This window comes from Flavobacterium sp. (assembly GCF_044338735.1).
Taxonomy (GTDB): Bacteria; Bacteroidota; Bacteroidia; order Flavobacteriales; family Flavobacteriaceae; genus Flavobacterium.
This window is the reverse complement of record NZ_JBIIWV010000002.1, coordinates 14,504-37,465: the sequence shown is the minus strand read 5'-3', so window position 1 is coordinate 37,465 and position 22,962 is coordinate 14,504. Positions and strand designations below refer to the sequence as shown.

29 protein-coding genes, 1 tRNA gene and 1 pseudogene are annotated in these 22,962 nt (G+C 32.0%); 7 read left to right on the top strand and 24 right to left on the bottom strand.

Features of this window, described 5'->3' with window-relative positions:
- Nucleotides 1-8: 8 nt before the first annotated feature.
- The 5 genes from ACIQZC_RS00415 to ACIQZC_RS00395 all read left to right on the top strand — a co-directional run bounded on the left by ACIQZC_RS00415 (nucleotide 9) and on the right by ACIQZC_RS00395 (nucleotide 3,639).
- Nucleotides 9-716: a MotA/TolQ/ExbB proton channel family protein gene (locus tag ACIQZC_RS00415; RefSeq protein ID WP_396137255.1), complete on the top strand. Its 708-nt coding sequence runs from the start codon at nucleotides 9-11 to the stop codon at nucleotides 714-716.
- Between the two features lie 2 nt (nucleotides 717-718).
- Nucleotides 719-1,114, top strand: coding sequence for an ExbD/TolR family protein (locus ACIQZC_RS00410; RefSeq protein ID WP_396137254.1), 396 nt, complete (start codon nucleotides 719-721; stop codon nucleotides 1,112-1,114).
- Nucleotides 1,115-1,116: 2 nt separating this feature from the next.
- Nucleotides 1,117-1,902 (top strand): energy transducer TonB, encoded by a 786-nt coding sequence (locus ACIQZC_RS00405; RefSeq protein WP_396137253.1) that lies wholly within the window; start codon nucleotides 1,117-1,119, stop codon nucleotides 1,900-1,902.
- Nucleotides 1,903-2,032: 130 nt separating this feature from the next.
- On the top strand, nucleotides 2,033-3,247 hold the full coding sequence (locus ACIQZC_RS00400; protein ID WP_396137264.1) for a bifunctional folylpolyglutamate synthase/dihydrofolate synthase: 1,215 nt from the start codon (nucleotides 2,033-2,035) through the stop codon (nucleotides 3,245-3,247).
- A gap of 314 nt (nucleotides 3,248-3,561) precedes the next feature.
- Nucleotides 3,562-3,639 (top strand) — tRNA-Val (locus tag ACIQZC_RS00395).
- Here ACIQZC_RS00395 and ACIQZC_RS00390 read toward each other — a convergent pair.
- Both ACIQZC_RS00390 and ACIQZC_RS00385 read right to left on the bottom strand, forming a co-directional pair.
- On the bottom strand, nucleotides 3,596-5,143 hold the full coding sequence (locus ACIQZC_RS00390) for a recombinase family protein (RefSeq protein ID WP_396137263.1): 1,548 nt from the start codon (nucleotides 5,141-5,143) through the stop codon (nucleotides 3,596-3,598). The genes ACIQZC_RS00395 and ACIQZC_RS00390 overlap by 44 nt on opposite strands.
- A gap of 220 nt (nucleotides 5,144-5,363) precedes the next feature.
- Nucleotides 5,364-6,314, bottom strand: coding sequence for a hypothetical protein (locus tag ACIQZC_RS00385; protein WP_396137252.1), 951 nt, complete (start codon nucleotides 6,312-6,314; stop codon nucleotides 5,364-5,366).
- An 82-nt stretch (nucleotides 6,315-6,396) separates the two neighbouring features.
- On the opposite strand from ACIQZC_RS00385, the gene ACIQZC_RS00380 reads away from it, so the two are divergent.
- Together ACIQZC_RS00380 and ACIQZC_RS00375 are read left to right on the top strand one after the other, a co-directional pair.
- A complete protein-coding gene (locus tag ACIQZC_RS00380) occupies nucleotides 6,397-6,789 on the top strand; it encodes a hypothetical protein (RefSeq protein WP_396137251.1) in 393 nt (130 codons plus the stop codon).
- Nucleotides 6,786-6,998: a hypothetical protein gene (locus ACIQZC_RS00375; protein WP_396137250.1), complete on the top strand. Its 213-nt coding sequence runs from the start codon at nucleotides 6,786-6,788 to the stop codon at nucleotides 6,996-6,998. Before ACIQZC_RS00380 ends, ACIQZC_RS00375 begins: the two co-directional genes overlap by 4 nt.
- Nucleotides 6,999-7,208: 210 nt before the next feature.
- Here the strand turns inward: ACIQZC_RS00375 and ACIQZC_RS00370 are convergent.
- The 22 genes and pseudogenes from ACIQZC_RS00370 to ACIQZC_RS00265 all read right to left on the bottom strand — a co-directional run.
- Nucleotides 7,209-7,373, bottom strand: a pseudogene (locus ACIQZC_RS00370) (L,D-transpeptidase family protein); the annotation flags it as partial.
- 177 nt (nucleotides 7,374-7,550) lie between these two features.
- Nucleotides 7,551-8,282 (bottom strand): DUF2490 domain-containing protein, encoded by a 732-nt coding sequence (locus ACIQZC_RS00365; RefSeq protein ID WP_396137249.1) that lies wholly within the window; start codon nucleotides 8,280-8,282, stop codon nucleotides 7,551-7,553.
- A gap of 27 nt (nucleotides 8,283-8,309) precedes the next feature.
- The gene (locus tag ACIQZC_RS00360; protein WP_396137248.1) at nucleotides 8,310-8,807 is read right to left on the bottom strand and encodes a DUF6691 family protein; all 498 of its coding nucleotides are present in this window, start codon (nucleotides 8,805-8,807) and stop codon (nucleotides 8,310-8,312) included.
- Between the two features lie 10 nt (nucleotides 8,808-8,817).
- On the bottom strand, nucleotides 8,818-9,387 hold the full coding sequence (locus tag ACIQZC_RS00355; protein WP_396137247.1) for a YeeE/YedE family protein: 570 nt from the start codon (nucleotides 9,385-9,387) through the stop codon (nucleotides 8,818-8,820).
- Nucleotides 9,388-9,505: 118 nt separating this feature from the next.
- The gene (locus ACIQZC_RS00350) at nucleotides 9,506-9,733 is read right to left on the bottom strand and encodes a hypothetical protein (RefSeq protein WP_396137246.1); all 228 of its coding nucleotides are present in this window, start codon (nucleotides 9,731-9,733) and stop codon (nucleotides 9,506-9,508) included.
- Nucleotides 9,734-9,786: 53 nt separating this feature from the next.
- Nucleotides 9,787-11,391: a hypothetical protein gene (locus ACIQZC_RS00345; RefSeq protein ID WP_396137245.1), complete on the bottom strand. Its 1,605-nt coding sequence runs from the start codon at nucleotides 11,389-11,391 to the stop codon at nucleotides 9,787-9,789.
- Nucleotides 11,388-11,750 (bottom strand): hypothetical protein, encoded by a 363-nt coding sequence (locus ACIQZC_RS00340; RefSeq protein WP_396137244.1) that lies wholly within the window; start codon nucleotides 11,748-11,750, stop codon nucleotides 11,388-11,390. Before ACIQZC_RS00340 ends, ACIQZC_RS00345 begins: the two co-directional genes overlap by 4 nt.
- 76 nt (nucleotides 11,751-11,826) lie before the next feature.
- Nucleotides 11,827-12,090 carry a hypothetical protein gene (locus tag ACIQZC_RS00335; RefSeq protein WP_396137243.1) on the bottom strand — a complete coding sequence of 88 codons (264 nt, stop codon included), beginning with the start codon at nucleotides 12,088-12,090 and terminating at the stop codon, nucleotides 11,827-11,829.
- 116 nt (nucleotides 12,091-12,206) lie between these two features.
- Nucleotides 12,207-12,467, bottom strand: a complete 261-nt coding sequence (locus tag ACIQZC_RS00330; protein ID WP_396137242.1) for a heavy-metal-associated domain-containing protein — start codon at nucleotides 12,465-12,467, stop codon at nucleotides 12,207-12,209.
- The gene (locus ACIQZC_RS00325) at nucleotides 12,464-13,297 is read right to left on the bottom strand and encodes a methyltransferase domain-containing protein (protein WP_396137241.1); all 834 of its coding nucleotides are present in this window, start codon (nucleotides 13,295-13,297) and stop codon (nucleotides 12,464-12,466) included. Before ACIQZC_RS00325 ends, ACIQZC_RS00330 begins: the two co-directional genes overlap by 4 nt.
- Complete coding sequence (locus ACIQZC_RS00320) at nucleotides 13,290-13,595, bottom strand: DUF202 domain-containing protein (RefSeq protein WP_396137240.1); 306 nt, start codon at nucleotides 13,593-13,595, stop codon at nucleotides 13,290-13,292. Before ACIQZC_RS00320 ends, ACIQZC_RS00325 begins: the two co-directional genes overlap by 8 nt.
- A complete protein-coding gene (trxA, locus tag ACIQZC_RS00315; protein WP_396137262.1) occupies nucleotides 13,595-13,897 on the bottom strand; it encodes a thioredoxin in 303 nt (100 codons plus the stop codon). Before trxA ends, ACIQZC_RS00320 begins: the two co-directional genes overlap by 1 nt.
- A 218-nt stretch (nucleotides 13,898-14,115) precedes the next feature.
- Nucleotides 14,116-14,571 carry a DinB family protein gene (locus ACIQZC_RS00310; protein WP_396137239.1) on the bottom strand — a complete coding sequence of 152 codons (456 nt, stop codon included), beginning with the start codon at nucleotides 14,569-14,571 and terminating at the stop codon, nucleotides 14,116-14,118.
- 86 nt (nucleotides 14,572-14,657) lie between these two features.
- Complete coding sequence (locus tag ACIQZC_RS00305) at nucleotides 14,658-15,038, bottom strand: rhodanese-like domain-containing protein (RefSeq protein WP_396137238.1); 381 nt, start codon at nucleotides 15,036-15,038, stop codon at nucleotides 14,658-14,660.
- A 3-nt stretch (nucleotides 15,039-15,041) separates the two neighbouring features.
- Complete coding sequence (locus ACIQZC_RS00300; RefSeq protein WP_396137237.1) at nucleotides 15,042-15,359, bottom strand: rhodanese-like domain-containing protein; 318 nt, start codon at nucleotides 15,357-15,359, stop codon at nucleotides 15,042-15,044.
- Between the two features lie 26 nt (nucleotides 15,360-15,385).
- Complete coding sequence (locus ACIQZC_RS00295; protein ID WP_396137236.1) at nucleotides 15,386-16,801, bottom strand: rhodanese-like domain-containing protein; 1,416 nt, start codon at nucleotides 16,799-16,801, stop codon at nucleotides 15,386-15,388.
- A 92-nt stretch (nucleotides 16,802-16,893) separates the two neighbouring features.
- Nucleotides 16,894-17,556 carry a carbonic anhydrase gene (locus ACIQZC_RS00290; RefSeq protein ID WP_396137235.1) on the bottom strand — a complete coding sequence of 221 codons (663 nt, stop codon included), beginning with the start codon at nucleotides 17,554-17,556 and terminating at the stop codon, nucleotides 16,894-16,896.
- Between the two features lie 128 nt (nucleotides 17,557-17,684).
- Nucleotides 17,685-19,100, bottom strand: a complete 1,416-nt coding sequence (locus ACIQZC_RS00285) for a rhodanese-like domain-containing protein (protein WP_396137234.1) — start codon at nucleotides 19,098-19,100, stop codon at nucleotides 17,685-17,687.
- A 232-nt stretch (nucleotides 19,101-19,332) separates the two neighbouring features.
- Nucleotides 19,333-19,977 carry a peroxiredoxin gene (locus ACIQZC_RS00280; protein ID WP_396137233.1) on the bottom strand — a complete coding sequence of 215 codons (645 nt, stop codon included), beginning with the start codon at nucleotides 19,975-19,977 and terminating at the stop codon, nucleotides 19,333-19,335.
- Between the two features lie 134 nt (nucleotides 19,978-20,111).
- Nucleotides 20,112-21,149: a cytochrome d ubiquinol oxidase subunit II gene (cydB, locus tag ACIQZC_RS00275; RefSeq protein WP_396137232.1), complete on the bottom strand. Its 1,038-nt coding sequence runs from the start codon at nucleotides 21,147-21,149 to the stop codon at nucleotides 20,112-20,114.
- A 20-nt stretch (nucleotides 21,150-21,169) separates the two neighbouring features.
- Nucleotides 21,170-22,522 carry a cytochrome ubiquinol oxidase subunit I gene (locus ACIQZC_RS00270; RefSeq protein ID WP_396137231.1) on the bottom strand — a complete coding sequence of 451 codons (1,353 nt, stop codon included), beginning with the start codon at nucleotides 22,520-22,522 and terminating at the stop codon, nucleotides 21,170-21,172.
- Nucleotides 22,523-22,524: 2 nt separating this feature from the next.
- Entirely contained in the window at nucleotides 22,525-22,923 is a 399-nt protein-coding gene (locus ACIQZC_RS00265; RefSeq protein WP_396137230.1) for a DUF983 domain-containing protein, read from the bottom strand.
- Nucleotides 22,924-22,962 lie beyond the last annotated feature (39 nt).

The window sequence follows — 22,962 nt, the reverse complement described above, 5'->3', positions numbered from 1 at the left end:
TAATAATTATGAGTATTTTTCTTCAAATAGATAGTGTTGCTACTGCCGCTAATCAAGCAGTGGAAACAATTGCAACTAAAAAAGAGTTGACCCTAATGGAAATTATTTTCAGTGGTGGCATAGTAGGGCAAATTGTAATGACGTCCATTTTTATCATGTTGTTTCTTACCATTTATTTATACTTAGAACGACTTATGGCTATTAAAGCAGCCTCTAAAATGGATCAAAATTTTATGACGCAAATTAAAATGCATTTGCAACAAGGAAAAATTGATAATGCAAAAATGCTTTGCGCGGCAACAAATTCACCTGTTGCTCGATTAATTGAAAAAGGAATTTCTAGAATTGGCAAACCACTTGAAGATATTAATATTGCTATTGAAAATGCAGGAAAGCTTGAAGTGTATAAATTGGAAAAAAACGTTAGTTTATTGGCTACGCTTTCTGGTGCTGGTCCGATGACCGGTTTCTTAGGAACGGTTGTAGGTATGGTAATGGCATTTCATGAAATGGCTGCTAGTGGTTCTAATAAAATTGAAATGAGCGTTTTAGCCGAAGGAATTTATACCGCAATGATGACGACAGTAGTTGGATTAATTGTGGGAATTATCGCTTATGTAGGTTATAATCATTTAGTGAGTATAACCGATAAAATTGTGCACATGATGGAAGTTAATGTGGTAGATTTCTTGGATGTACTTAACGAACCTGTTTAATTATGAATTTAAGAGGAAGAAATAAAGTAAACGCAGAATTCAATATGTCATCTATGACTGATATTGTTTTCTTGTTGTTGATCTTTTTTATGATTGCCGTCACCACTATGACAAATACTAATGCTTTAGATTTAGTATTGCCTAATTCTTCAGGTCAATCTGATGAAGTGGAAACAATTTCGGTGAGCATTGATGATAAATTCAACTTTTTTTTAGATCAACAGCAACTTCCTATTGAAGATTTGGAAGCTGCTTTGCAACAAAAGTTAGCCGGGCAAAAAGAGCCTAATATTGTTTTGCACGTTGCAAAAGATGTTCCAATTGAGAATGCGGTTAAAGTTATGGATATTGCCTATAGAAATAAATATAAAATAGTATTAGCGGTTTCGCCAAAGTAATAATGATATTAGAAACTAAATATGAAAAACGATCTTTTGGTATAACGTTAGTTGTATTCATTATTTTGTTTATTTGTTTTTATTTTTATGTACTGAAAGACGATCCGAATGTTCCTTATGTATTTAAAGGAGGCGAAATTGCAATTAATTTTGGTACTTCTGATACTGGAAATGGAGACATTCAACCGATTGAAAAGGTACAAACCGCTCCTGAACCAGCGGTAAAAGATGTGGTGGAAACGCCTGCACAAAAATTAGTAACGCAAACCACAACAAAAGCGGCGGCTGTAAAGACGTCAACCACTAATTCTGATGCACCACCAACACCAACACCGCCCAAACGAAAAACCAACAGCGCATTAAACAGTATATTAAAAGGACCCAAAACTACTGGAACTACACAAACTGGTCACGGCGATGATAAAGATGGTGGCGACAAAGGAAGTTTAAACGGTAGTTTGTATGCTAATAGTTTTTATGGAGACGGCACTGGCGATGGAAAAGGAACTGGTAAAGGCACAGGCTGGGGATTATCGGGGAGAAAATTATATGGCAATAGTAAAAAGGTTCAAGATTGTAATGAATCGGGAAAAGTGGTAGTGAAAATTTGGGTGAATCGTCAAGGTAATGTAATTAGAGCTGAACGTTCCCAAGGAACTACAAATTCTGATCCTTGTTTAGTGAATCCAGCAATAGAAACCGCAAAAACCTTCAAATGGCAATCTGATGCTAATGCACCAGAAACTCAAATTGGTTTTGTAGTGGTTAATTTTCAAATAGGTGAATAACCAAGAACTCTAAATAGATTGCTAATTAACCCCGATAGTAATGAAAATCCAATGCCGCTAGCATTGATTGTAATGGATAGCGGGAAAATGGATTACAAGAATGCCTAAGCCATTCGTTTCAAATAGTAAAATGGATTATAAAGAAACTACAGATTGGATGTTTAGTCAGTTGCCCATGTTTCAAATGCAAGGTGCCTCTGCTTATAAAAAAGATTTGACCAATACGCTATTATTGGTAGAGCATCTCAATCATCCCGAAGTAAAATTTAAATCGGTTCATGTGGCAGGAACCAACGGGAAGGGCTCTACATCTTCTATGATTGCTTCTATTTTACAGGAAGCGGGATATAAAGTTGGGTTGTACACTTCTCCGCATTTGAAAAATTTTAGAGAACGAATTCGCATAAATGGCGAAACGATTTCGGAAGATTTTGTGGTTGATTTTGTGAAAAATAATAAACCTTTTTTTGAGCAAAATCAGCTAAGTTTCTTTGAAATGACGGTTGGTTTGGCGTTTGATTATTTTGTAAAAGAGCACGTAGATGTTGCTGTGATTGAGGTTGGGATGGGAGGAAGGCTTGACTCAACCAATGTGATTACGCCGTTAGTTTCAGTAATTACAAATATAGGGTTTGATCATACACAGTTTTTAGGGGATACTTTAGAAAAAATAGCTTTTGAAAAGGCGGGTATAATTAAAAGGAATATTCCGGTAGTTATTGGAGAATATACTGAAGATACAAAACCGGTATTTGAAGAAAAGGCAACTATGGAAAGTGCCACAATTTATTTCGCACAAGATCAATCAGAAGTGGGTTATGAATGCGCTTTGAAAGGAGATTATCAAAAACAAAATATGAAAACGGTTATGAAAGCTGTTGAGTTACTCCGCACAACATTTGAAATTTCAGATTTACATATACAAAACGGATTTAAAAACGTAATTAGAAATACCGGTTTGCTTGGAAGATGGCAAATTTTAAATGAAAAACCTTTTGTAGTTGCCGACACCGCTCATAATGCTCATGGATTAAAACGTGTGCTGCAGCAAATAGAGAATCAACATTATCAGACTTTGCATATAGTTTTAGGGGTTGTAAATGATAAAGATTTAGATTCAATACTGCCATTGTTTCCTAAAAATGCAAAATATTATTTTTCTAAACCCAATATTCCAAGAGGATTAGATGCCGCCGTTTTAAGAGACGAGGCAAGTGCATATGGGTTAAATGGCAAGGTATATAATTCTATTTCAGAAGCTTATACTTGCGCTTTGAATACAGCTACTGAAAATGATTTTATTTATGTAGGTGGCAGTACTTTTGTTGTTGCTGAAATTATATAATTTTTTTATAAAAGACTTGCAAAAATAAATATTCAGTGTATATTTGCACTCGCATTAAAGCAATGTTTTGCAGTTATTGGGGCAATTAGCTCAGCTGGTTCAGAGCATCCCGATTCTATCGGGAGGGTTGGGGTTCAGTAAGATCAAAAACATATTGGGGCAATTAGCTCAGCTGGTTCAGAGCATCCCGATTCTATCGGGAGGGTTGGGGTTCAGTAAGATTAAAAAATATTGGGGCAATTAGCTCAGCTGGTTCAGAGCATCCCGATTCTATCGGGAGGGTTGTTGGGGTTCAGCAAGATTAAAAAATATTGGGGCAATTAGCTCAGCTGGTTCAGAGCACCTCGTTTACACCGAGGGGGTCGGGGGTTCGAACCCCTCATTGCCCACCATCCCGGACAAATTCAATTTTTTTGAATTTGTTCTTTTTTTTGTCCTCTGCGAAAGGCCGTTAATACTGGAAATTTTCAAAAATAACGGGTTCAAATCTGCGGTTCGAACTTTTTTATTTTCGAATTGGAATTTTTTCGGAAATATCGAACCAATTATTCTTCGTTTACCTTCAATATCCGACACATTATATTGATATTGAATAGTTTCAAGCTTTGTTAAAGCACTTTGATAAATTTCAAAAACCCTCTTTTTATCTTTTTGTTCGCCTTCGCTTGATTTTAAATCGTGATGAATTGTATCATACCTTTCTTTTGCTATTTTATATTCTGATTTTTCAATATTTCCTTCAATATATAAATCCTGTAACCGTACTAATTTATCTTCAATATTTTTTACTTTTTCATAATGTTTAGGACCAAGTTCTGATTTTCCCGTTTGCTTCAATAATTCATCTTTTATCATTTCAACTAATAGTTTCTGAACCGGTTTCTCTAAAGTAATTGTTTGGAGAAAATCAGCAAACCAAAGATTTACGTCTTCAAGTCGGTATCTTTCATTACAAGGACTAATACAATGGTAATAGGTATAATGTTTAGACCTGCCTTTTGAAGAACTTGCGGTCAATGGAGTTAAACATATTGGACAAGTTAAAAATCCTTTAAGGGGAAATTTTTCGTTTATTTTTTTATGTGCAGTGTGGTACTTCTTACATCTATTATTCAAAACATCTTGTGTTTTTAGAAAAAGTTTTTTTGTAATTATTGGCTCATGGATTCCATCAACCACAGTTTCTTCTTCCTCCTTATAACCTTTGATAAATACACCCCCATAATATAAATGGTTTCTAAAAATAGACGAAAGAGCTGTCATACTACTTTTAAAACCTTTTGCTTTTAATTTATTATAAACTTCTTTTTGATTGTATATTCCAGTGGCCATTAACTCAAATCCTTCTTGAATATATTTAGCATCATCATTTGGAACTAACAACGGCTTCTTACTTGCATCCACTCCGTTAGAATAACCTTTTGGAGCATTTCCAACGTACCGTCCTTCTTTAAATGCTCTTCTCATTCCCGCAATAACATTCAAAGAACGGCGTTGGTTTTCTACCTCAGGAATTGAAAGGTAAACAGCCAACATCAAACCTTGTTCTGGAACGGTTAAGTCAAGTGGTTGCTCAATTGCATTTACTTGAATTGAAAGTTGATTAAACACACCAATCATTTGGTAGGATTCAGCAGTGTTTCTAGAAAATCTATCCCATTTGATAAATATCATTTGGTGAATATCTTTTTTATTCTTCTTACAGTACTCTAATAACTTCTTAAATTCGGGACGCTTGAAAGTTTTAGCCGAAAAATCTTCTCTGAATATATGTAAAACATTAAAATTATTGTTTTGGCAATAGGTCAATAATTTTTGTTCTTGATCCCGAAGTGAATAACCCCTACCGGCTTGCTCGTCTGTTGAAACCCTAACATAAAGAATTACATTTTTCATTTTTTGATGACTTTAAAAGATTATTCACCCAAACACCCGCAAACACTTCGAGCATTTGCATTATTTCAATTATTTCTTGGTCTGTGTACTTTTTCTCTGATTCTGTATTTAAAATTTGTTTTGCTTTTTCAAATTCCATTATTACCTGTAGGAGCAAAAATAAGTAGGACATACTTGTTTGGGCTTTTAGGCGGTTTGGCACTAAGGGATACTTAGGACGTTATTCTTTTTTTATAACTTTTTTGTTACTGTTTTTAATTACTAAATGACTTTCGTTTCTATAAATCACTTCTACTCTGTCATACATTTTTAGCCCTAATATTTTCCTGAGCTTTTTTGCTTCTTCACCAGATATCTCTTTAGTGTCAGAAAAATTAACAGTATAATCTCCGCTTGGATGTTTCGCTATTTTAATTTCTTCACATTCTTTATTTCTAACCGCTTCTAAAAGTTGTTTTTCTTGATTATTGAAAAACCCATATTCATAACAGCGGTTAATTATCTTTTCATTTTCAAATAATTTTTCCAATACGTTAATTATAGGTAAATTGATAAAAGTAGCTTCTGAACATGTCTTCGTGTAAAATTGATATAACTCTTCTTTTAAATTAGTTTCCGAACTATTGTTAATTGCAATTGTGAATTCAAATACATCCGCATCTTTATTAATTTTTATTATTATAGATGGAGATGTTTCTGTAATTAAAGCTCCATAAATTAATACTCCTAAATTTGATAAAAATGTGTCTTGGTATAAAAGTGTAGATAAAGACTTTATTACTTTCTCTCTAGATGTAAAACCACCAACGCTCTCAAGCATTTCTTTAGGCAATAAACTAACTATCTTATTTTGAAAATCTTCTTCAGATATTTTCTCAAGTGCCGATTTTACATCGGGCTGTTCTTTTATAAATTCCTTTAATTTTTTTATGGTTTTTAAATCAAGGTTAAATTTTCTAAGTTCAACTATTATTAATAGCCACAATGCTTCAAATATATCTAAATATACCCATTTCCTTTTTTCTACTTTTTCACCCAATACAATATTAACTCCTTCATAAAATGTTAGTCCTTCTTCTTTCCATGCAATATGAGTTCTTGGATGGATTCCAATTTCAGATAATAGTATTTTTTTTTCCAACAAATATGGAAAGTAGTTTTTTAATTCCATGTTAAATTTATTATATACGCCAAATGTAATAAAAATATTTGTATATATTTGTATAATGTTATTTAATTTAAAATTAATTTTTATGAAAAAACCAATAAAGTTTTGCAAAAACCCAGACTGTGAGGAGGAAATGCAGGATTATAAATCTTCAAAAAAATTGTATTGTTCTGACAAGTGCCGAAACTATGACGGGCATAAAAGACGCACTGAAGAAAACTTAGAATTTAATCTTAGCAGAAAAGGCATGATAGAAAACTATAAACTTTTGAAATTATACCAAGACAGGGACATACTTATTGAAGACCTAGATAAATTTGAAAAATTGGGTTTTAATACAAAATATCTTCCGGAAACAAAATTCTTTAAAGTAGGTGGTGTATTAACAAAATGTTATCAAATTAAAGATATCGTTTTTGGATTAGACCCAAAAGACGAAACTAAAATAATTATTTATAAAAAAATAGAAAAAAAATGAAAGAAATCATAATTACCTCTAGACAACTAATGTTACCTCCTGATCGATTATCCTATGAATTTGGTCTAATTCCTACAGCAGAAAAAATGGAAAATAACAAAATAGCAACCTATGTTTTAATTGGTGTATTTGCAACAATTACAATAGGAATAATATCTTATAGCGTTTATCAAATTCATCAAGAAAACAAAAGCAAAAAACTAAATTAAGTCGAAGCAAAAAAACCAGTGAAAATCGCTGATAATCGATAATCACTGATTTTATCTAGTTGTAAGTAGTAATAAGTAGTTTTTATCGGCGGTTACCGATGATTAGTTGTTTTAAGCATTATTATTTACCTATCAAAAATTCGATAATCCATCGGTAATTTATATTAGAGTTTTAATGCTTAAAAAATGAGATTTTATAAAATTAACAAATCAGGGTTTAATAATAACTATAGTCTTCGAATTAACCGAATTATAAATTTCATCCATATCTTTATTATTTATAGCTATACAGCCGTCAGTCCAATCATAAAATCTGTGGAATTTATATAGGAAACCAAAGCCATTTTTTATACCATGTATACAAATATTACCTCCTGGTTTTTTAAAGTGATTTTTTGCATAATTCTTGTCTGCATTTTATGGATGATTAATACGAAAGCTTTTATATGCAATACTAGTTTTTAAATTATATAGAATAGCTGCCTTCTGGTTTTTTTTCATCTCTTTCAATTTTTTTTGTGACTAATTAAATCGTTAAAAAATTGCAATAGTTTACTTGTGCTTATTTTTTTGAAGTGCATATGTAAAATTCAAATAAAAATTACTTTCATCAATCAAATCAATATTACTTTTTGTTAACCTTGAAATGTATATATACCCAATATCAAACTTAAATTCTGAATTTGGTTTATAAGATAAATTGGTGAATATTCGATTGTGATCAAAAATATGTTGCGCATCAGTTCCTGATGAATTTATTAATATTTCATCTCCTAATGCTATATTATAATTTGAATTATAATCATATCTAAAAGCTAGTCTATTTCGTAAACGAGTTGTATTTTCTATTGAACCTTCAAAAACTCTATATTCCAATGCAGTTCTATCTACAACAAATAATTTTGTTGCTAATTGGTGTTGAATTTCAATTGATGAAGTAAAGCGGTATTCGTTAATTGGAGCTGTAAATCCATCGCTTTCTTTTTTGATTATATTATAGTTTGAAAAATAAGCAAAAGGTGAAATAGCATAAACTACATCTTTGTTTTGCTTGTAATATATCCAAGTTCTGAAGGTGTACATTAGATTTTTATTGAAAAGGTTATCGCTTTCAAAATCATTTTGTCTACGGTGTTGCAATTCTAAATCAGTTTTTATTTTGTTGGTAACAGGAATACTTAATGTAGTTCTGAACCAGCTATTTGTATGTTCTTGAGCAACTGTTTTTGGGGCAAAAAAGGTTACAATCACTAGTAAAATTAAAGTGTATATTTTAATTTTCATTGTTTTATTCTTTATTTTTAATTGCGATTAATGAGGTAATTTGTCTCTGAAATAACCATATACCCAAGTTCCAACAATAGCAAAGAATAAAGTAACAATCATCACGGTTACTCCAGTTCCAATTTGAGCAAAAAGCGGACCTGGACATGCTCCAGTGATAGCCCAACCTAAACCAAAAATTAGTCCACCGATAATTTGTCCTTTATTGAATTTCTTATCGTGAAATTCTATTTTCTCGCCATAAATGGTATTGACTTTAAATTTTTTAATTAAAAATACTGAAATCGCACCAACCACTACCGCGCTACCAATTACACCATACATATGAAACGATTGAAAGCGAAACATTTCTTGTATTCGGTACCAACTGATAATTTCGGCTTTAATGAATACAATCCCAAATAATAATCCTACGATTAGGTATTTAATGTTATGGTACCATTTGTGCTCTAACTGACTTTCGTTGATACAAATTGTGTCTAAAGAGCGTGTTTCAAAATCGGTGTTTTTATCTAAATTATTCATATTTTGTTTTTTAAAGTGAAAGTAGGTAAGGAAGAATAATATTTGCCATTATTAATCCGCCTATGAAAAAGCAACAAGTGGCAATTAATGAGGGTAATTGTAAATTTGATAATCCCGAAATTGAATGACCACTAGTACAGCCACCTGCATAACGGGAACCAAAACCTATCATAAACCCGCCTAAAACCATCATAAAAAATCCTTTTATTGTAAATAGATTTTCCCAAGAGAATATTTCTGAGGGTAACATTCCATCAATATTCGTAATACCATAGGTTGCTAATTCTGTTCTTAAATCAGCATTGATGATTAAAGGATTGGGATTGGATAAAAAGTTAAATGCAATTATACCTCCTAATAAAACGCCGCCAATAAAAAACATATTCCAAATTTCTTTTTTCCAATTGTAATTAAAGAATGAAATATTTGCTGGTAAACATGCGGCACAAGCATGACGTAAATTGGCACTAATACCAAAATTCTTGTTTCCTAAAATTAATAAAGCGGGTACCGTAAGTCCAACTAAAGGACCAGCAATATACCAAGCCCAAGGTTGTTTGATGAATTCTATAATTTCCATAGTTTTATTTTTTATAATGCAAATTAAATGTAATAAAATGTAGTTGTTTGTAACCTTTATCACATAACAAAAAAAGTGCTTGATTTCTCAAGCACTTCCTTCAAAAATTAATCTATAATTAAGATTTTTCCTCTACTTTTTTAGCATCACAATGCGATGATTTTTTCTCTGTTGCTTCAGATGAGCATCCTTTTTTTTCTTCTCCTGCACAACATTTTTTGCCATTTACTGAACATTCTTTTTTAGCTTTTTCTTTTTTCTTTTGCTTTGGTTCTTGTTCTTGAGCATTTACATTCATTGAAAACAAGAAAGCTACTAAAGCTGTCATTAAAACTGATTTTTTCATTTTTGATTATTTATTAAATTAATTTATAGATTGCCCAATGGCATTTTTATTGATTATAACTGTCTGATTACTTTTTGCGATGCATAATATTTATTATCTAATATAAAAGTGATAATTACTACGTTTTCATTTGCATTTTCTAAACTAAAATTCATTTCATTGTTACCAATCTTCAAACCATCTATCTCACCATCTTCAAGCATTTTACCGTCTATCGATGTAATAAAAAAATCTAAAGTTGCGATATATGGCAAGTTGAATTGAATACGCACCGTATCGGTATTCGTTGGATTTGGTGAAACTGAAAATGTAAACGGATTTTTTCCATCCATTGTAGCAACACTCAAACTTGGGTTGTAAACTAATTTTACTTCATAAATAGTTGGATCGGCTAATGTAGTTGTGGTTTGATTGTTAGTAAATGGATTAATCGTTGGACTTTGAATACCACCATAAAGATGTCCAATAACAAATTCGGTTGCTGTAATATCATTCAATTTAATTACTTCATTTGTATAATGAGATAAGTTTGTATTTGGAATAAATTCAGATCCAGCACCTTTTAAATTTGGCATTTCTACTGGGAAATTATGTTCGGACAAACTACCATCAGCCAATCGAGTGGTTCTACTTATGGTTTTTACAAATGGTACATTATTATCTTGTACCAAAGTTGTTCCATTGTAATAATACTGGCTAATTCCACCAAAAAACAAGTTGTGCATTCTGTTATTTGTTTGGTCATATAGGCCAATTTTACCCGAATGGTAATTGCTTAAATATTGGTTGAATTGTGTTTGTGGAAAATAACCGCTACTTTTTATATCCACAGGATAAAGAAATGGTAAATCGGCATTGATTTGAAAAACGCCCGATGAAATTGTGTAGCCTTCTTCACCATCAGGAAATACTTGTGGGACTAAATTATAATCTCTTCGATGCAAATGAACGGCATCTGTAACCTCTGAATAATTACTAAAACTTAATTGTGTACCCGAATTATCAATAGTGAATTTTTGAATTTTACTAACATACGATTGTACAAAAGTTGGGTTGTTCATTGGATTGTATCTTCCTGTGAAAATTTGCCCTCCAACGAGATAAAACTCATTTCCAATTTTGCCTAATTGTCCACCCGTATTTTGAAAAATAGGATTGGCAATTTGTTTGAAATAACTTGTTACTGGATTTCCTGCAATAATGGCATTGATTAAATTTGGTACATCAATAGTTGTTAGTTTATCGAAAGTAATGTGATCGTTTGCCGATGTAGAAAAGGCATAACCACCAATAACATACAATGTGTTTCCGTCTTGATGGAAGTTCATATTTGTCGATTGTAATTGCTCTTTCAAACCAGTTGAAAGATTATTTACTGATGTTGACCAAAATTGTTGTGTTGCAACATCGACCACATAAATGTCGGTATTGTTTTGAGCATTTGGAAACGCATTGAAAGGTTGTCTTGCGTGAATACCGTCTTTCCTACCTCCAATTATTAACCATTTTCCGTTGTGTTGCGCAAAAGCATACGAATGTAATCCCGGTAGATTTGCAATTGCAATTGGTGTAAGTTGCACATCATAAGGAAATGTGTTTTGTGCTAACATTACTTTGCTAGAAAGTAAAATTAGGATTAATAAAATATATTTTTTCATCTTTTCTCTATTTTAAAATTATCCGGATATTCGTCAGTATTCAAGTCAACTTTTTCTGATTTTATTTGTGTCTTTTCAGTTTTTGGAATTTCATTTGAATAAGACTTTATTTTTTTAAAATAATTTTGAATATTAATTTTAAGACTATCATTACCCATTGAATTGTCTTTTTGACAATTATGACATTTTGCACATCTAGCAACTGCTGTCGCTACATAAAGTTTTTGCTGTTTTAAATTAAATTTGTTTGTGTTTTTGATAATTGAAGTATAGTCTTGTTTGTTTTCAACAGATTGAAAGCTAGATACTACAAATACAATTATACCGACTATGCTAGTAAATATTATTTTAGTTTTCATTGATGTATATATTAAAGATTAGCACCACAACAAAATAGATTGTTATGTGCTTTATTTCTTAAAAAATTGAAGGTAATTAAACTAAAAAAGTAATCTTTGGCGGTTGCCAGATTGAACCTTTGTATTGGGAAATAAAAACTTTTTTGTAAATTATATTTTCCTCTTTAGCTATTTGAAAGAAAACATTTTTTTTATTGTAAGATAATGATTGCGAGGTTTCGTAATAAACTGGATTAAAACTCAAATTCATTATTATTTTACCTTTTTCACAACCTGAAGGTTCATCATTATTGGAAGTGTTTTTTTGACAAGAAGATTGGCAATTGTCTGAAAATTGCATTTTTATTGCTCTAACTGACGGAAGTGTAGTTAAAGCAAATAGATAAAAGCAAAATATGTAGGCAAAAAATTTCATCGACTCAAATATACAACTTTTAATTTATCTAGTGTTGCTATTTACTTAGTTAAATTTCCAACAGCACAACTCACAAAAGATTTTCCTTTATGTAAAAGTGTGTTATGTCCTTTTTCGGGATAACCCAGACTTGAAAGTGTGTTTACAAATACTGCTCTATCGTTGTCGGCATCTATTGTAATTGTGTCAGTTTCTTTATCAATTGCGACTTCGGTTACATTTTCAATTTTAAGTAATGCTGTTTTAATACTGTTCATACAACCACCACATTTTATATTTTCGACTTCTATTTTATGTGTCATTTTGATTTTATTATTTTATAATTTTCATCGTAGGAAACTATTTCTTGCAATTTTTTTAACTCAATTTCCGTTTTGCTAACAATTATTATTTCTAAAAAATTAGAATTCATACTTACATTTAAAACACCATCAATTTCCAGAAATTTATTTGAAACGGTATTCATACAACCACTGCAAGTGATACCTTCAAAATGATATAAAGTAACTTGATTGTGATCGTTTTTTTGAAATTCAAAAAACAATTCGGTGTTGGCTCTTAATGGTATTGAATTTCCTGCCAATGATATCGCATTGAATACAAATGCTTTTTGAAACAATTGTTCGTATTCTTTTAAACTTCCTCCAAATGGTGGACTAATTTCAAACTCTCGATTAAAAAGCAAACCAATTAATTTTCCATAATCTGACAATAATTGGTGCATTTTCCAAGTATATTTTTGTCGCATTGGTGGTGGCAAAGCACAGAAAAAAGTTTGCTCAATAATGTAATCGTAATTACCTTGATGTTCAAAAAAATCACCTAAAACAACTATTATATTTTTATTATTTGCAAATTTCTGTTTTAGATTTTCTACTAATGTTGGTGCAATGTCAATTACTGTAACATTTGTAAAACCAAGTTGTAACAAATATTCTGCTTCGTAGGTATTACCACAACCCGGAATAAGAATTTTAGCGTCTTTATTTTCGATAGTATCGATATACGTTTTAATTGGTGGTGACACTTGCCCCAAATCCCAACCTGTTGCATTGGCTTGGTATTGATTGTCCCAATAGTTTTGGTCAAGCGGTAAATCGCAAGTAATTACGCAACATTTTTCTTCACTCATAATATTCTAATTGATAATCACCAATGTGTTTTTTGTTCTCTAAAATTGATTTTTTATGCTTGAAATAGTTGAAAATTCCAATTATAAAAATAATTACGGAAGTTGAAAATAATGCTATTTCGATGACAATACTATTTTCGATTTTTAATACATTTTTCAGACTTAAACCTGCAATTAGAAAATACATTGAAGTTCTTAAAAATGCTAAAAAAGTGGATTGATTTGCCAATACCGTTCTTTGTAAAGCCAATCTTTCTCTTAAAATTAAATCTTTATTGATCGATTTTTGATTACTCATTAAGAGTTTATTTTATCAAGAATAATATTGATGATTTCTTCTTTGGTCAGCACTCCAGATTGTCTCCAAAGTTGTTTACCATTTTGAAAAAGCATCATGGTAGGAACTCCCCGAACTTGGTGTTTTTGTGCCAATTCTTGGTTTTTGTCAACATCTATTTTAATAATCGTTATGCGATCTTGAAGACTGTCCTTCACTTGGTTTAGAACAGGCAAAAGCATCTGGCATGGACCACACCAAGTGGCAAAAAAATCTACTAAAACTGGTTTTTCAGAATTTATAATATCATTGAAATTACTCATTTTCTTGTTTTTTTCTAGGAATTGCACAACCATTATTACCACAACAACCCACGCTAAATATAGCCATTGCTGCAAAAATAACACCCGGAATTATCATTAGATATTGTTGTGTTTGAAAAGATTGAATTATAATAAAAAATCCCAGAATTAGTCGTATTGCTCGCATAAAGTTCCAGTTTGTAAAAATTGTTTTTAGCATCGTTTTATAGTTATAGTTATTATACAAATTTTCTAATATTCATCATAAACCCAAGATGAATTCCTTCGTGATAATTATTGAAATTTATAGCTTCTTCAAATGTAGCCAAGTGGAAACCTATATGAGTTTCGTAAGTTGTAAATGCAACAAATTTTCCATTAGCATAATCGTCTTGTGTTTGCTGAATTAATGAGATTAGCAACTCTTTTATTTCGTCAACTTCTTCTTTTGTTGTAGTTTTTGTTGGTACAGAACCATATTTGTATTTGTTATGAAATTCTTTTGAAATCATTACAGGCAAACCCGACAATCGATAAATTAAACCTTGTTGGGTTGTAATAATATGACCAACATTCCAAATCAAATTGTTTTTAAACCCTTCAGGAATTTTATTGAGTTGCTTTAGAGTGTATTTTTCTAAAAACTCTAAATGTAATTTTCGGTTGGTTTCCCAAATTTTGAATGTGGTTTGCATAGTTTATCATTTTGATAAAAATAGTCCAATTTAAAACAGGCATCAATCTGTTTAAAACTGAACTATTTTTGGGTGTTATTTGTGATTTACTTTTTCATTTTTTCGATAACATCTTCCCAACTGCCACCATTAGTAACATTTATAATACCATTTTGTTCTAAAATAGCTTTTGCTTTACTGCTACGACTTCCGCTTCGGCAAAAGACCACAATATTTTTTTTGCCTTTGAATTTTGCTAATTGCTTTTCAATTTGGTCTAAAGGAATGTTTACTGCTCCTTTAACAGAACCTTGAGCAAACTCTGCTGGTGTTCTAACATCTACATAAAAAGTCTCCTTTTTTGTAATTGGTTTTACCTTTTGAGTTGTAGGCTTTTTTATTACTGCTTTTGTGTTTTGAGCACCAATTGTGTTGCTCGAAAAAGCTGTTAATAAAAGTAGAAAACCAATTTTCAGTATGTTTTGCATCCGTTATTTATTAATTACAGCATTAACATCTTGCCAAGTTCCACCGTTGGTGACATTAGTAAAACCATTTTGTTCTAAAATTGATTTGGCTTGACTGCTTCTGTTTCCACTTCGACAAAAAACGACAATATTTTCTTTATTTTTAAATTTTGCTAATTGATTTTGTACTTGGTCTAAAGGTATATTGACTGAACCGTTTACATGACCTTCTGCAAATTCTGCTGGTGTACGAACATCAACTAAAAAAGCACCTTTTGATATTATATCTTTCATTTGAGTTGTATCAGCATTAGAAAAAATATTTTTGAATATTCCGAACATAATTGAGATTGTTATAATTACTACTATTATTTTAATACTTTGCTTTGACATACAAAATCGGTTTTAGGAACGTTTGTTTTTGAAATGGCATTGAAACCACCTTCAACTTCGCTAAAGTTTCTATATCCACGAGCCTGTAATATTGACGCAGCCATCATAGAACGATAACCACCAGCACAATGCATAAAGAAATGTTCTTCTGGATTAATATCTTTTACCCATTCGTTTATCGCAGCTAATGGACGACTGTAAGCATCTTCTACGTGTTCTGCTTCGTATTCACTTTCTTTTCTAACGTCAATAACTTTGCTTTCGCCAATTTTTACTTCATTAGCAAATTGCTCGGCGGTAATTCTGTTTATTGTATCAACTTCATAACCAGCTGCTGCCCACGCTTGAAAACCATATTTTAAGTGTCCTATTAAGTTATCAAAACCAACACGAGTTAAACGCGTTACAGTTTCTTCTTCCATACCTAAATCGGTTACTAATAAAATTGGTTGTTTTACATCGCCAATTAAAGCACCAACCCAAGGAGCAAAATCGCCATTGATACCAATGTTTATTGATTGAGGAACATATCCTTTGGCAAAATCTCCATTGCTACGCGTATCTAAAATTAAAGCCCCAGTTTCTTCAGCAACAACTTCAAATTCGGTTGCATTGATAGCTTTCATACCTTGATTGAAAACGGTTTCAAAACTTTCAATTCCGCTTTTGTTCATGGCTACATTCATTCCGAAATAAGCTGGTGGCGGTAATAAACCATCCGTTACTTCAGTAACAAATTCTGCTTCAGTCATGTTAGCACGTAAAGCATAATTGGTTGCTTTTTGATCTCCAATAGAACCCACAGTTTCTTTACTCATATTTTTTCCGCAAGCCGAACCTGCTCCGTGCGCTGGATATACAATTACATCATCAGCCAAGGTCATAATTTTATCTCTCAAAGAATGGAATAACAATCCTGCTAGCTGCTCTTGTGTCATATGAGCTGCTTTTTGTGCCAAATCTGGACGACCCACATCACCTAAAAATAAGGTATCACCGGAAAAAATGGCGTGGTCACTACCCTCAGCATCAATTAATAAATAAGTGGTACTTTCCATTGTATGACCCGGTGTGTGCAACACTTTTATTTTGATGTTTCCAATTTCAAAAACTTGATTGTCTTTTGCTGAAATAAATTCAAAGTCAGGTTTAGCATTTGGACCATAAACAATAGATGCTCCTGTTTTTTTACTTAAATCTAAATGACCCGAAACAAAATCTGCATGAAAATGAGTTTCAAAAATGTATTTTAGTTTAACTCCATCTTTTTCTAACCTATCCATATAAGGTTGTGTTTCACGAAGCGGATCAATGATTGCTGCTTCGCCATTTGATGTAATATAATAAGCACCTTGTGCTAAACATCCTGTATAAATTTGTTCTATTTTCATAATTGAAGTTATTTTTGTTGTTAAATAATAATGCAAATGTATAAGTTGAATTTATCAAAAATTGTAACTAATGTCACATAAGTCTTTTTTTGTTACAACAAGACTATTTTGCCTGTATGAACATCGTAACGGATTGCTATTATTTTGGTTTTATGGTCTTTAATAATTGGATTGTTTGCAATAGTCTTTGTTGAATGCTCAATGTTTGCGTTGATACATCCTAATATATTTTTTTCTTTTGAATGTAGTTTTTCTTCTTGTTTTTCTTCTTGCTCGTTGGCAATAGTTTCTACAATATCATCAATGTGGTTGTGGTGTTTTTTGTAGTCGTTGTTTTTATCACTAACATAAGCTTTAATGGCGCCACATTCGGTATGACCTAAAACCACAATTAATTTTGCATCAAGATGTTCTACAGCGTATTCAATACTTCCCATATCGATATCAGAAATTAAATTTCCGGCATTTCTAATTACAAATAGGTCGCCTATACCTTGGTCAAATAGTATTTCCGGCGCAACACGACTATCGGAACAAGTAACAATGACAGCAAAAGGGTGTTGCCCATTTTGATTTTCTAAAACTGATTTTTTATTTTGATGTGGATGAATGGTTTTTTCCTCTAAAAAACGTTGATTACCTGCTATTAATTTTTCTATTGGTGTTTGATTTGCTTCAATTGAAATTGGCGCTTCTTCTTTCTTGCAACTTATTAGAGTTAGTATAACTGTTATTGCTAGGAATGTTTTTCTCATTTTACATTTAAATATTTTTTCAAAAGTAGTTTATGAATTTCGGGAAATTTGTAACTTAAATCACATAGCAAAAAAAAGAGATTGCTTTTTTGAAACAATCTCTTTTAGAATTTAAATAGTTACTTTATTTATAACAATGTTGTTGGGCAAACGTAATCCGTTTTTAAAAGATTGGTGTTTTTAATTTCTGCAAATCCTCCTATAACATCTACAAAATTATCCCAACCACGTTGCTTTAAAATTGATGCAGCAATCATAGAGCGATAACCACCAGCGCAATGCAAAACAAATTTTTTATCTTTTGGAAATTCTGCCAAGTGATTGTTGATTTCGTTTAATGGAACATTTATTGCACCTACAAGATGTTCTGATAAGAATTCGCTTTTCTTTCTGACATCAAAAATTAGTGTTTCGTCAAAATCGATAGTGTCTTCTAATTCTTTGGCTGCAATTCTGTTTATGGTATCTAGTTCAAAACCTTCATTTTTCCATGTTTCAATTCCACCATTTAAATACCCAATAGTGTGGTCATATCCTATACGAGATAAGCGCACCATACTTTCTTCTTCTTTCCCAACTTCGGTTACTAACAGTATTTCTTGTTTGATGTCGGCTATCATTTCTCCAACCCACATGGCAAAACTTCCATCTAAACCAATATTGATGCTGTTTGGAATGAAACCTTTAGCAAACTCAGAAGCATCACGAGTGTCAAGAACCAAAGCTCTAGTTTCGTTTGCAGCAACTTCAAATTCAGTTGGATTTAATGGTGTTTTGGCTTTTTTTAATACTGCATCTAAACTTTCATACCCTTTAATATTCATCAATACATTAGCAGGAAAATAGCCTGGAGGATTTGTTAATCCAGTTAAAACTGCAGTTACAAATTCGTCTTCCGTCATTTTTGGATTTAGTGCGTAGTTTGTTTTCTTTTGATTGCCAAGCGTATCGGTAGTTTCTTTACTCATCATTTTGCCACAAGCCGAACCAGCTCCGTGATTTGGATATACAATTAAATCATCGGACAATGGCATAATTTTTTCTCGAAGCGAATGAAATAAGTAGCGTGCTAATTTGTCTTGTGTTAAATCGGCAACAACGTGCTGTGCTAAATCTGGTCGACCAACATCGCCAATAAATAGCGTGTCGCCTGTAATTATGCCGTGCTCTTTTCCGTTTTCATCTATAAGTAGGAAGGTTGTACTTTCCATAGTGTGTCCAGGTGTATGGATAACTTTTACTTTATATTTTCCGATTTCAAAAATTTGACCGTCAGTGGCAGATATAATTTCATAAGCAGGTTTTGCTGTTGGACCATATACAATTTTAGCATTGGTTTTATTAGCTAAATCCAAATGACCCGAAACAAAATCGGCGTGAAAATGAGTAAGAAATACATATTTAATTTTTGCATTATCTTTAAATGCGCGGTCAATGTAAGGTTGTACTTCTCGTAATGGGTCAAAGATTGCAGCTTCGCCATTACTTTCAATATAGTATGCTGCGTGAGCAATACATCCTGTATAAATTTGTTCAATTTTCATAATTATAGTTTTTGAATTAATACTAGATCTTTTCTAATTAATAGTACGACAAAAGTAACTTTGAGATATTATTTTAAGTATGACAATTATCATAAGAAAACAACTTTTTTATCAGTAAATACAGTATGTGACAAAAGTCACAGAGAAAAAAGAATGGTGCTAAAAATAATTAAAAAGCATAAAAAAACCATCCTGTAATTCGGATGGTTTTGATTTGTAATTTCAACTATTATTAGATTGATTTTTTTGCTAAATACCAATCTACCATTTCTAAATTACTACTTTTTCTTTCTGCTAAAGCTTCCACAGTTTTAGGCGCTGGGATAATTACTTTATCGCCAGGTTGCCAATCTAAAGGCATAGCTACTTTATGCTCATCTGAAGTTTGTAAAGCCAGTAGAGAGCGTTTAATCTCTGCCATATTTCTACCTACATTTAATGGGTAGTACATGATCAAACGTACTTTTCCTTCTGGATCCATAATAAAAACGGCTCTAACAGCGGCAGTTTCACTTTCTCCTGGTTGTAGCATTCCGTATAATTTAGATACTTCCATAGAAATATCAGCTACTATTGGGAATTCAAATAAAACGCCTGTTTTTTCATGAACTGCATTTACCCAAGCAATATGCGAGTGGATACTGTCAATACTAAGACCCATCAGTTTGGTATTATGTGCTGCAAAAAAATCTTTTTCTAAAGCAAAACCACTCATTTCTGTTGTACATACTGGAGTGAAATCGGCAGGATGTGAAAAAAACACTACCCAACTTCCTTTGTTGTACTCTGAAAACTTTAATTTCCCGGTTGTTGTTACAGCTTCAAAATCTGGAGCCATGTCGCCAATTCTTGGCATTAAAAAAACTTTCTCTTCCATTGTTATATTATTTAGATGATTAATTAATACTGCAAATTTAGGTTAGAGAAAAGTATTGGTTTGTGATATTTATCACTTATTATAAATATTTCTTATAGAATTTATTTATTTGATAATAAATAACTATTATAGTATTAATAACTTGTGTCGTCTAGTTTTACTTTTCCGTTAAAGGTACTGTATAGAAAGAAAAAATATCCAGCCAACAAAGGAGTTCCAATTACAACAATGGTTAGCATAATACCTAATGATTTTTGCGAAGATGCTGCATTGTAAATTGTAACATTATATTTGGGATCAATGGTAGATATTAATAATGTTGGGTATAATTGAATTGCAACAAGCATCAACAAGAACATCATGGTTATGGATGAGAATACCAACGCTAGCATATATCTTTTTTTTGAAACCAATCGAGGGACATTTGCAACGGCTAAAAATGATAAAAGAGGCACTACGAAATAGACAGGATTTTCCCTAAAATTTGCAGTTACTTCAGGAATAAAAACTAGGGTATATAATGTCATCAGTCCGAAAGTAATTATAAAAAATATCATTCCTCTTCGAAGTAAAAATGTTAATCTGGTGTGTAATCGTCCTTCGGTTTTTAGTAATAAATAAATTGCCCCTTGTGTCATGAACAAAGATAAAGTTGTTAAACCAGTCATTATTGCATACGGATTTAAGAAAGAGAAAAAGACACCTCCTTTGTAAGTGAAATTTTCTCCCAAAGGAAAGCCTTGCAAAATATTTCCAAGAACTACGCCTAATAAAAATGCAATCATAATGCTGGAAACACTGTATACAATATCCCAAGTTTTTCTCCACCACAACATTTCTTCGGTACTTCGAAATTTTATAGCAGCTGCCCGAAGTACATTGAACATTAAGAACAACATAAAAGGCACGTACATTGCCGATAGCATTGTGGCATACATTACTGGAAAACCAGCAAATAATGCCCCACCGCCAATAACCAACCATACTTGATTGGCATCCCAAACTGGAGCAATTGCATTTATAGCAATTCTTCGGCTTAAATCTTTTTGAAAAAACAAATGCCAAGCACCTGCACCAAAATCAAATCCTTCGAGAATAGCATAACCAGAGAATAAAAGTCCGATTACTAAATACCATAATGTTGGATAATCAATTCCTAAAAAATATTCCATAATTATTGATTTTAAGATTTTTAGAATGATTGAAAATTAACTGGTTCATTGAGTTCGTCATAAGGGCCGTGTTTTATTTTTTTATTTACCATGTAGAGGAATAAAACTAATAAGAGAGCGTAAACTACTGTAAACATAATTAACGAAAATACAATTTGATGTGAAGAAACCTCTTGTGAAAAAGCTTCACTAGTTCTCAAATGACCATAAACCACCCAAGGTTGTCTGCCCATTTCAGCAGCAAACCAACCAACCTGATTGGCAATTTGTGGCAAAATTACGGCAAATGAAAATATCCATAATAACCATTTGGTTTCAAATAATTTTCCTCGCCACCATAAAAAACTCGCGTACAATGTTAATCCAATAAGCATCATTCCGATAGCAATCATAATGTGATAAAATTGAAAAACGGCATTGATTTGACTTGGTCTATCTTCTACTGGAAAACTATTCAAACCAGTAATAGGTGCTTTGAAATCTTGATGTACTAAAAACGATAATCCACCAGGAATACCAATACCAGTTACTTCTTGTTTTTCTTTGTCGACCCAGCCTAAAAGGTACAAATCGGCAGGAGCCGATTTTTCAAAATGACCTTCCATTGCGGCTAATTTCGCAGGTTGATTTACAGCAACACCATCGGCAGAACTGTGTCCAGATACTAATTGAGATAATGAAAAAACGGTCGCCACAACCAATGCAATTTTAAATGCTTTTTTAGATATTTCGGTATAACGTCCTTTTCGTAAATAGTAGGCGTGAATACTTAAAACCAAAAATGCTCCAGCTAAAAAAGAACCTTGCCAAGTATGCACTAATCTGTCTATACTAGACGGATTGAAAACCATTGCCCAAAAATCTGTAACTTCTGCACGAGCGTTTAATCCTTCACCTACAATATGGTAACCAGCTGGCGTTTGTTGCCAAGAATTAGCCACCACAATCCAAACTGCCGAAAACATTGAACCTAAAAACACACCAATGGTTGAAACCAAATGAACCCAAGGTTTTACTCTGTGCCAACCAAAAAGGAGTACACCCAAAAAGGCACTTTCTAAACCAAAAGCAAACAAACCTTCAGCTGCTAGTGCGCTACCGAAAATGTCGCCAACATATCGAGAATAAACAGCCCAGTTGGTTCCAAATTCAAATTCCATTATGATACCCGTTGCTACACCAATACCAAAAGTGAGTGCAAATATTTTAATCCAAAAGCGTGTTAAAATTTCATATTCTTTTTTACCTGTTTTTAGGTAAAGACTTTCCATAATAACCATTATTAATCCAATACCAATACTTAATGGTGGATAGATGTAATGAAAAGCTATTGTAAAAGCAAACTGAATTCGAGCAAGAATTTCTACGTCCATAATTAGTTGTTTTTGTTGTTTTGATGAAATTTATCATCATTTTTATAAAACATTGTCAACCAAATTGACCTAGATAAACGCATGAGCCAAGGTTGCAATAAAATTAAGAGTAAAACATTAAGGGGAAACCAAAATAAAATTTCTTTATTTTTTAAATTATATCCAGTACTTAAAATCCAAATCACAAATGTGATTATTGATATACCAACAGTCAATCCGTAACTAATATACCCTGTTCCTTGATAAAACCCAGGTTCCAATTCGGTGCGTTGACTGCAAACCGAACATTTTTCGACCATTTTATTACCATTTGTTATATTATACCATTTGTTAAAAAAAAGATTGCCTTGGTGACATCTAGGGCATTTGAAGGAAAGGATATTTCTTACTAATTGAATCATAACTTATATTTTTTACAAAACTAAGTAAACTAATTTTTT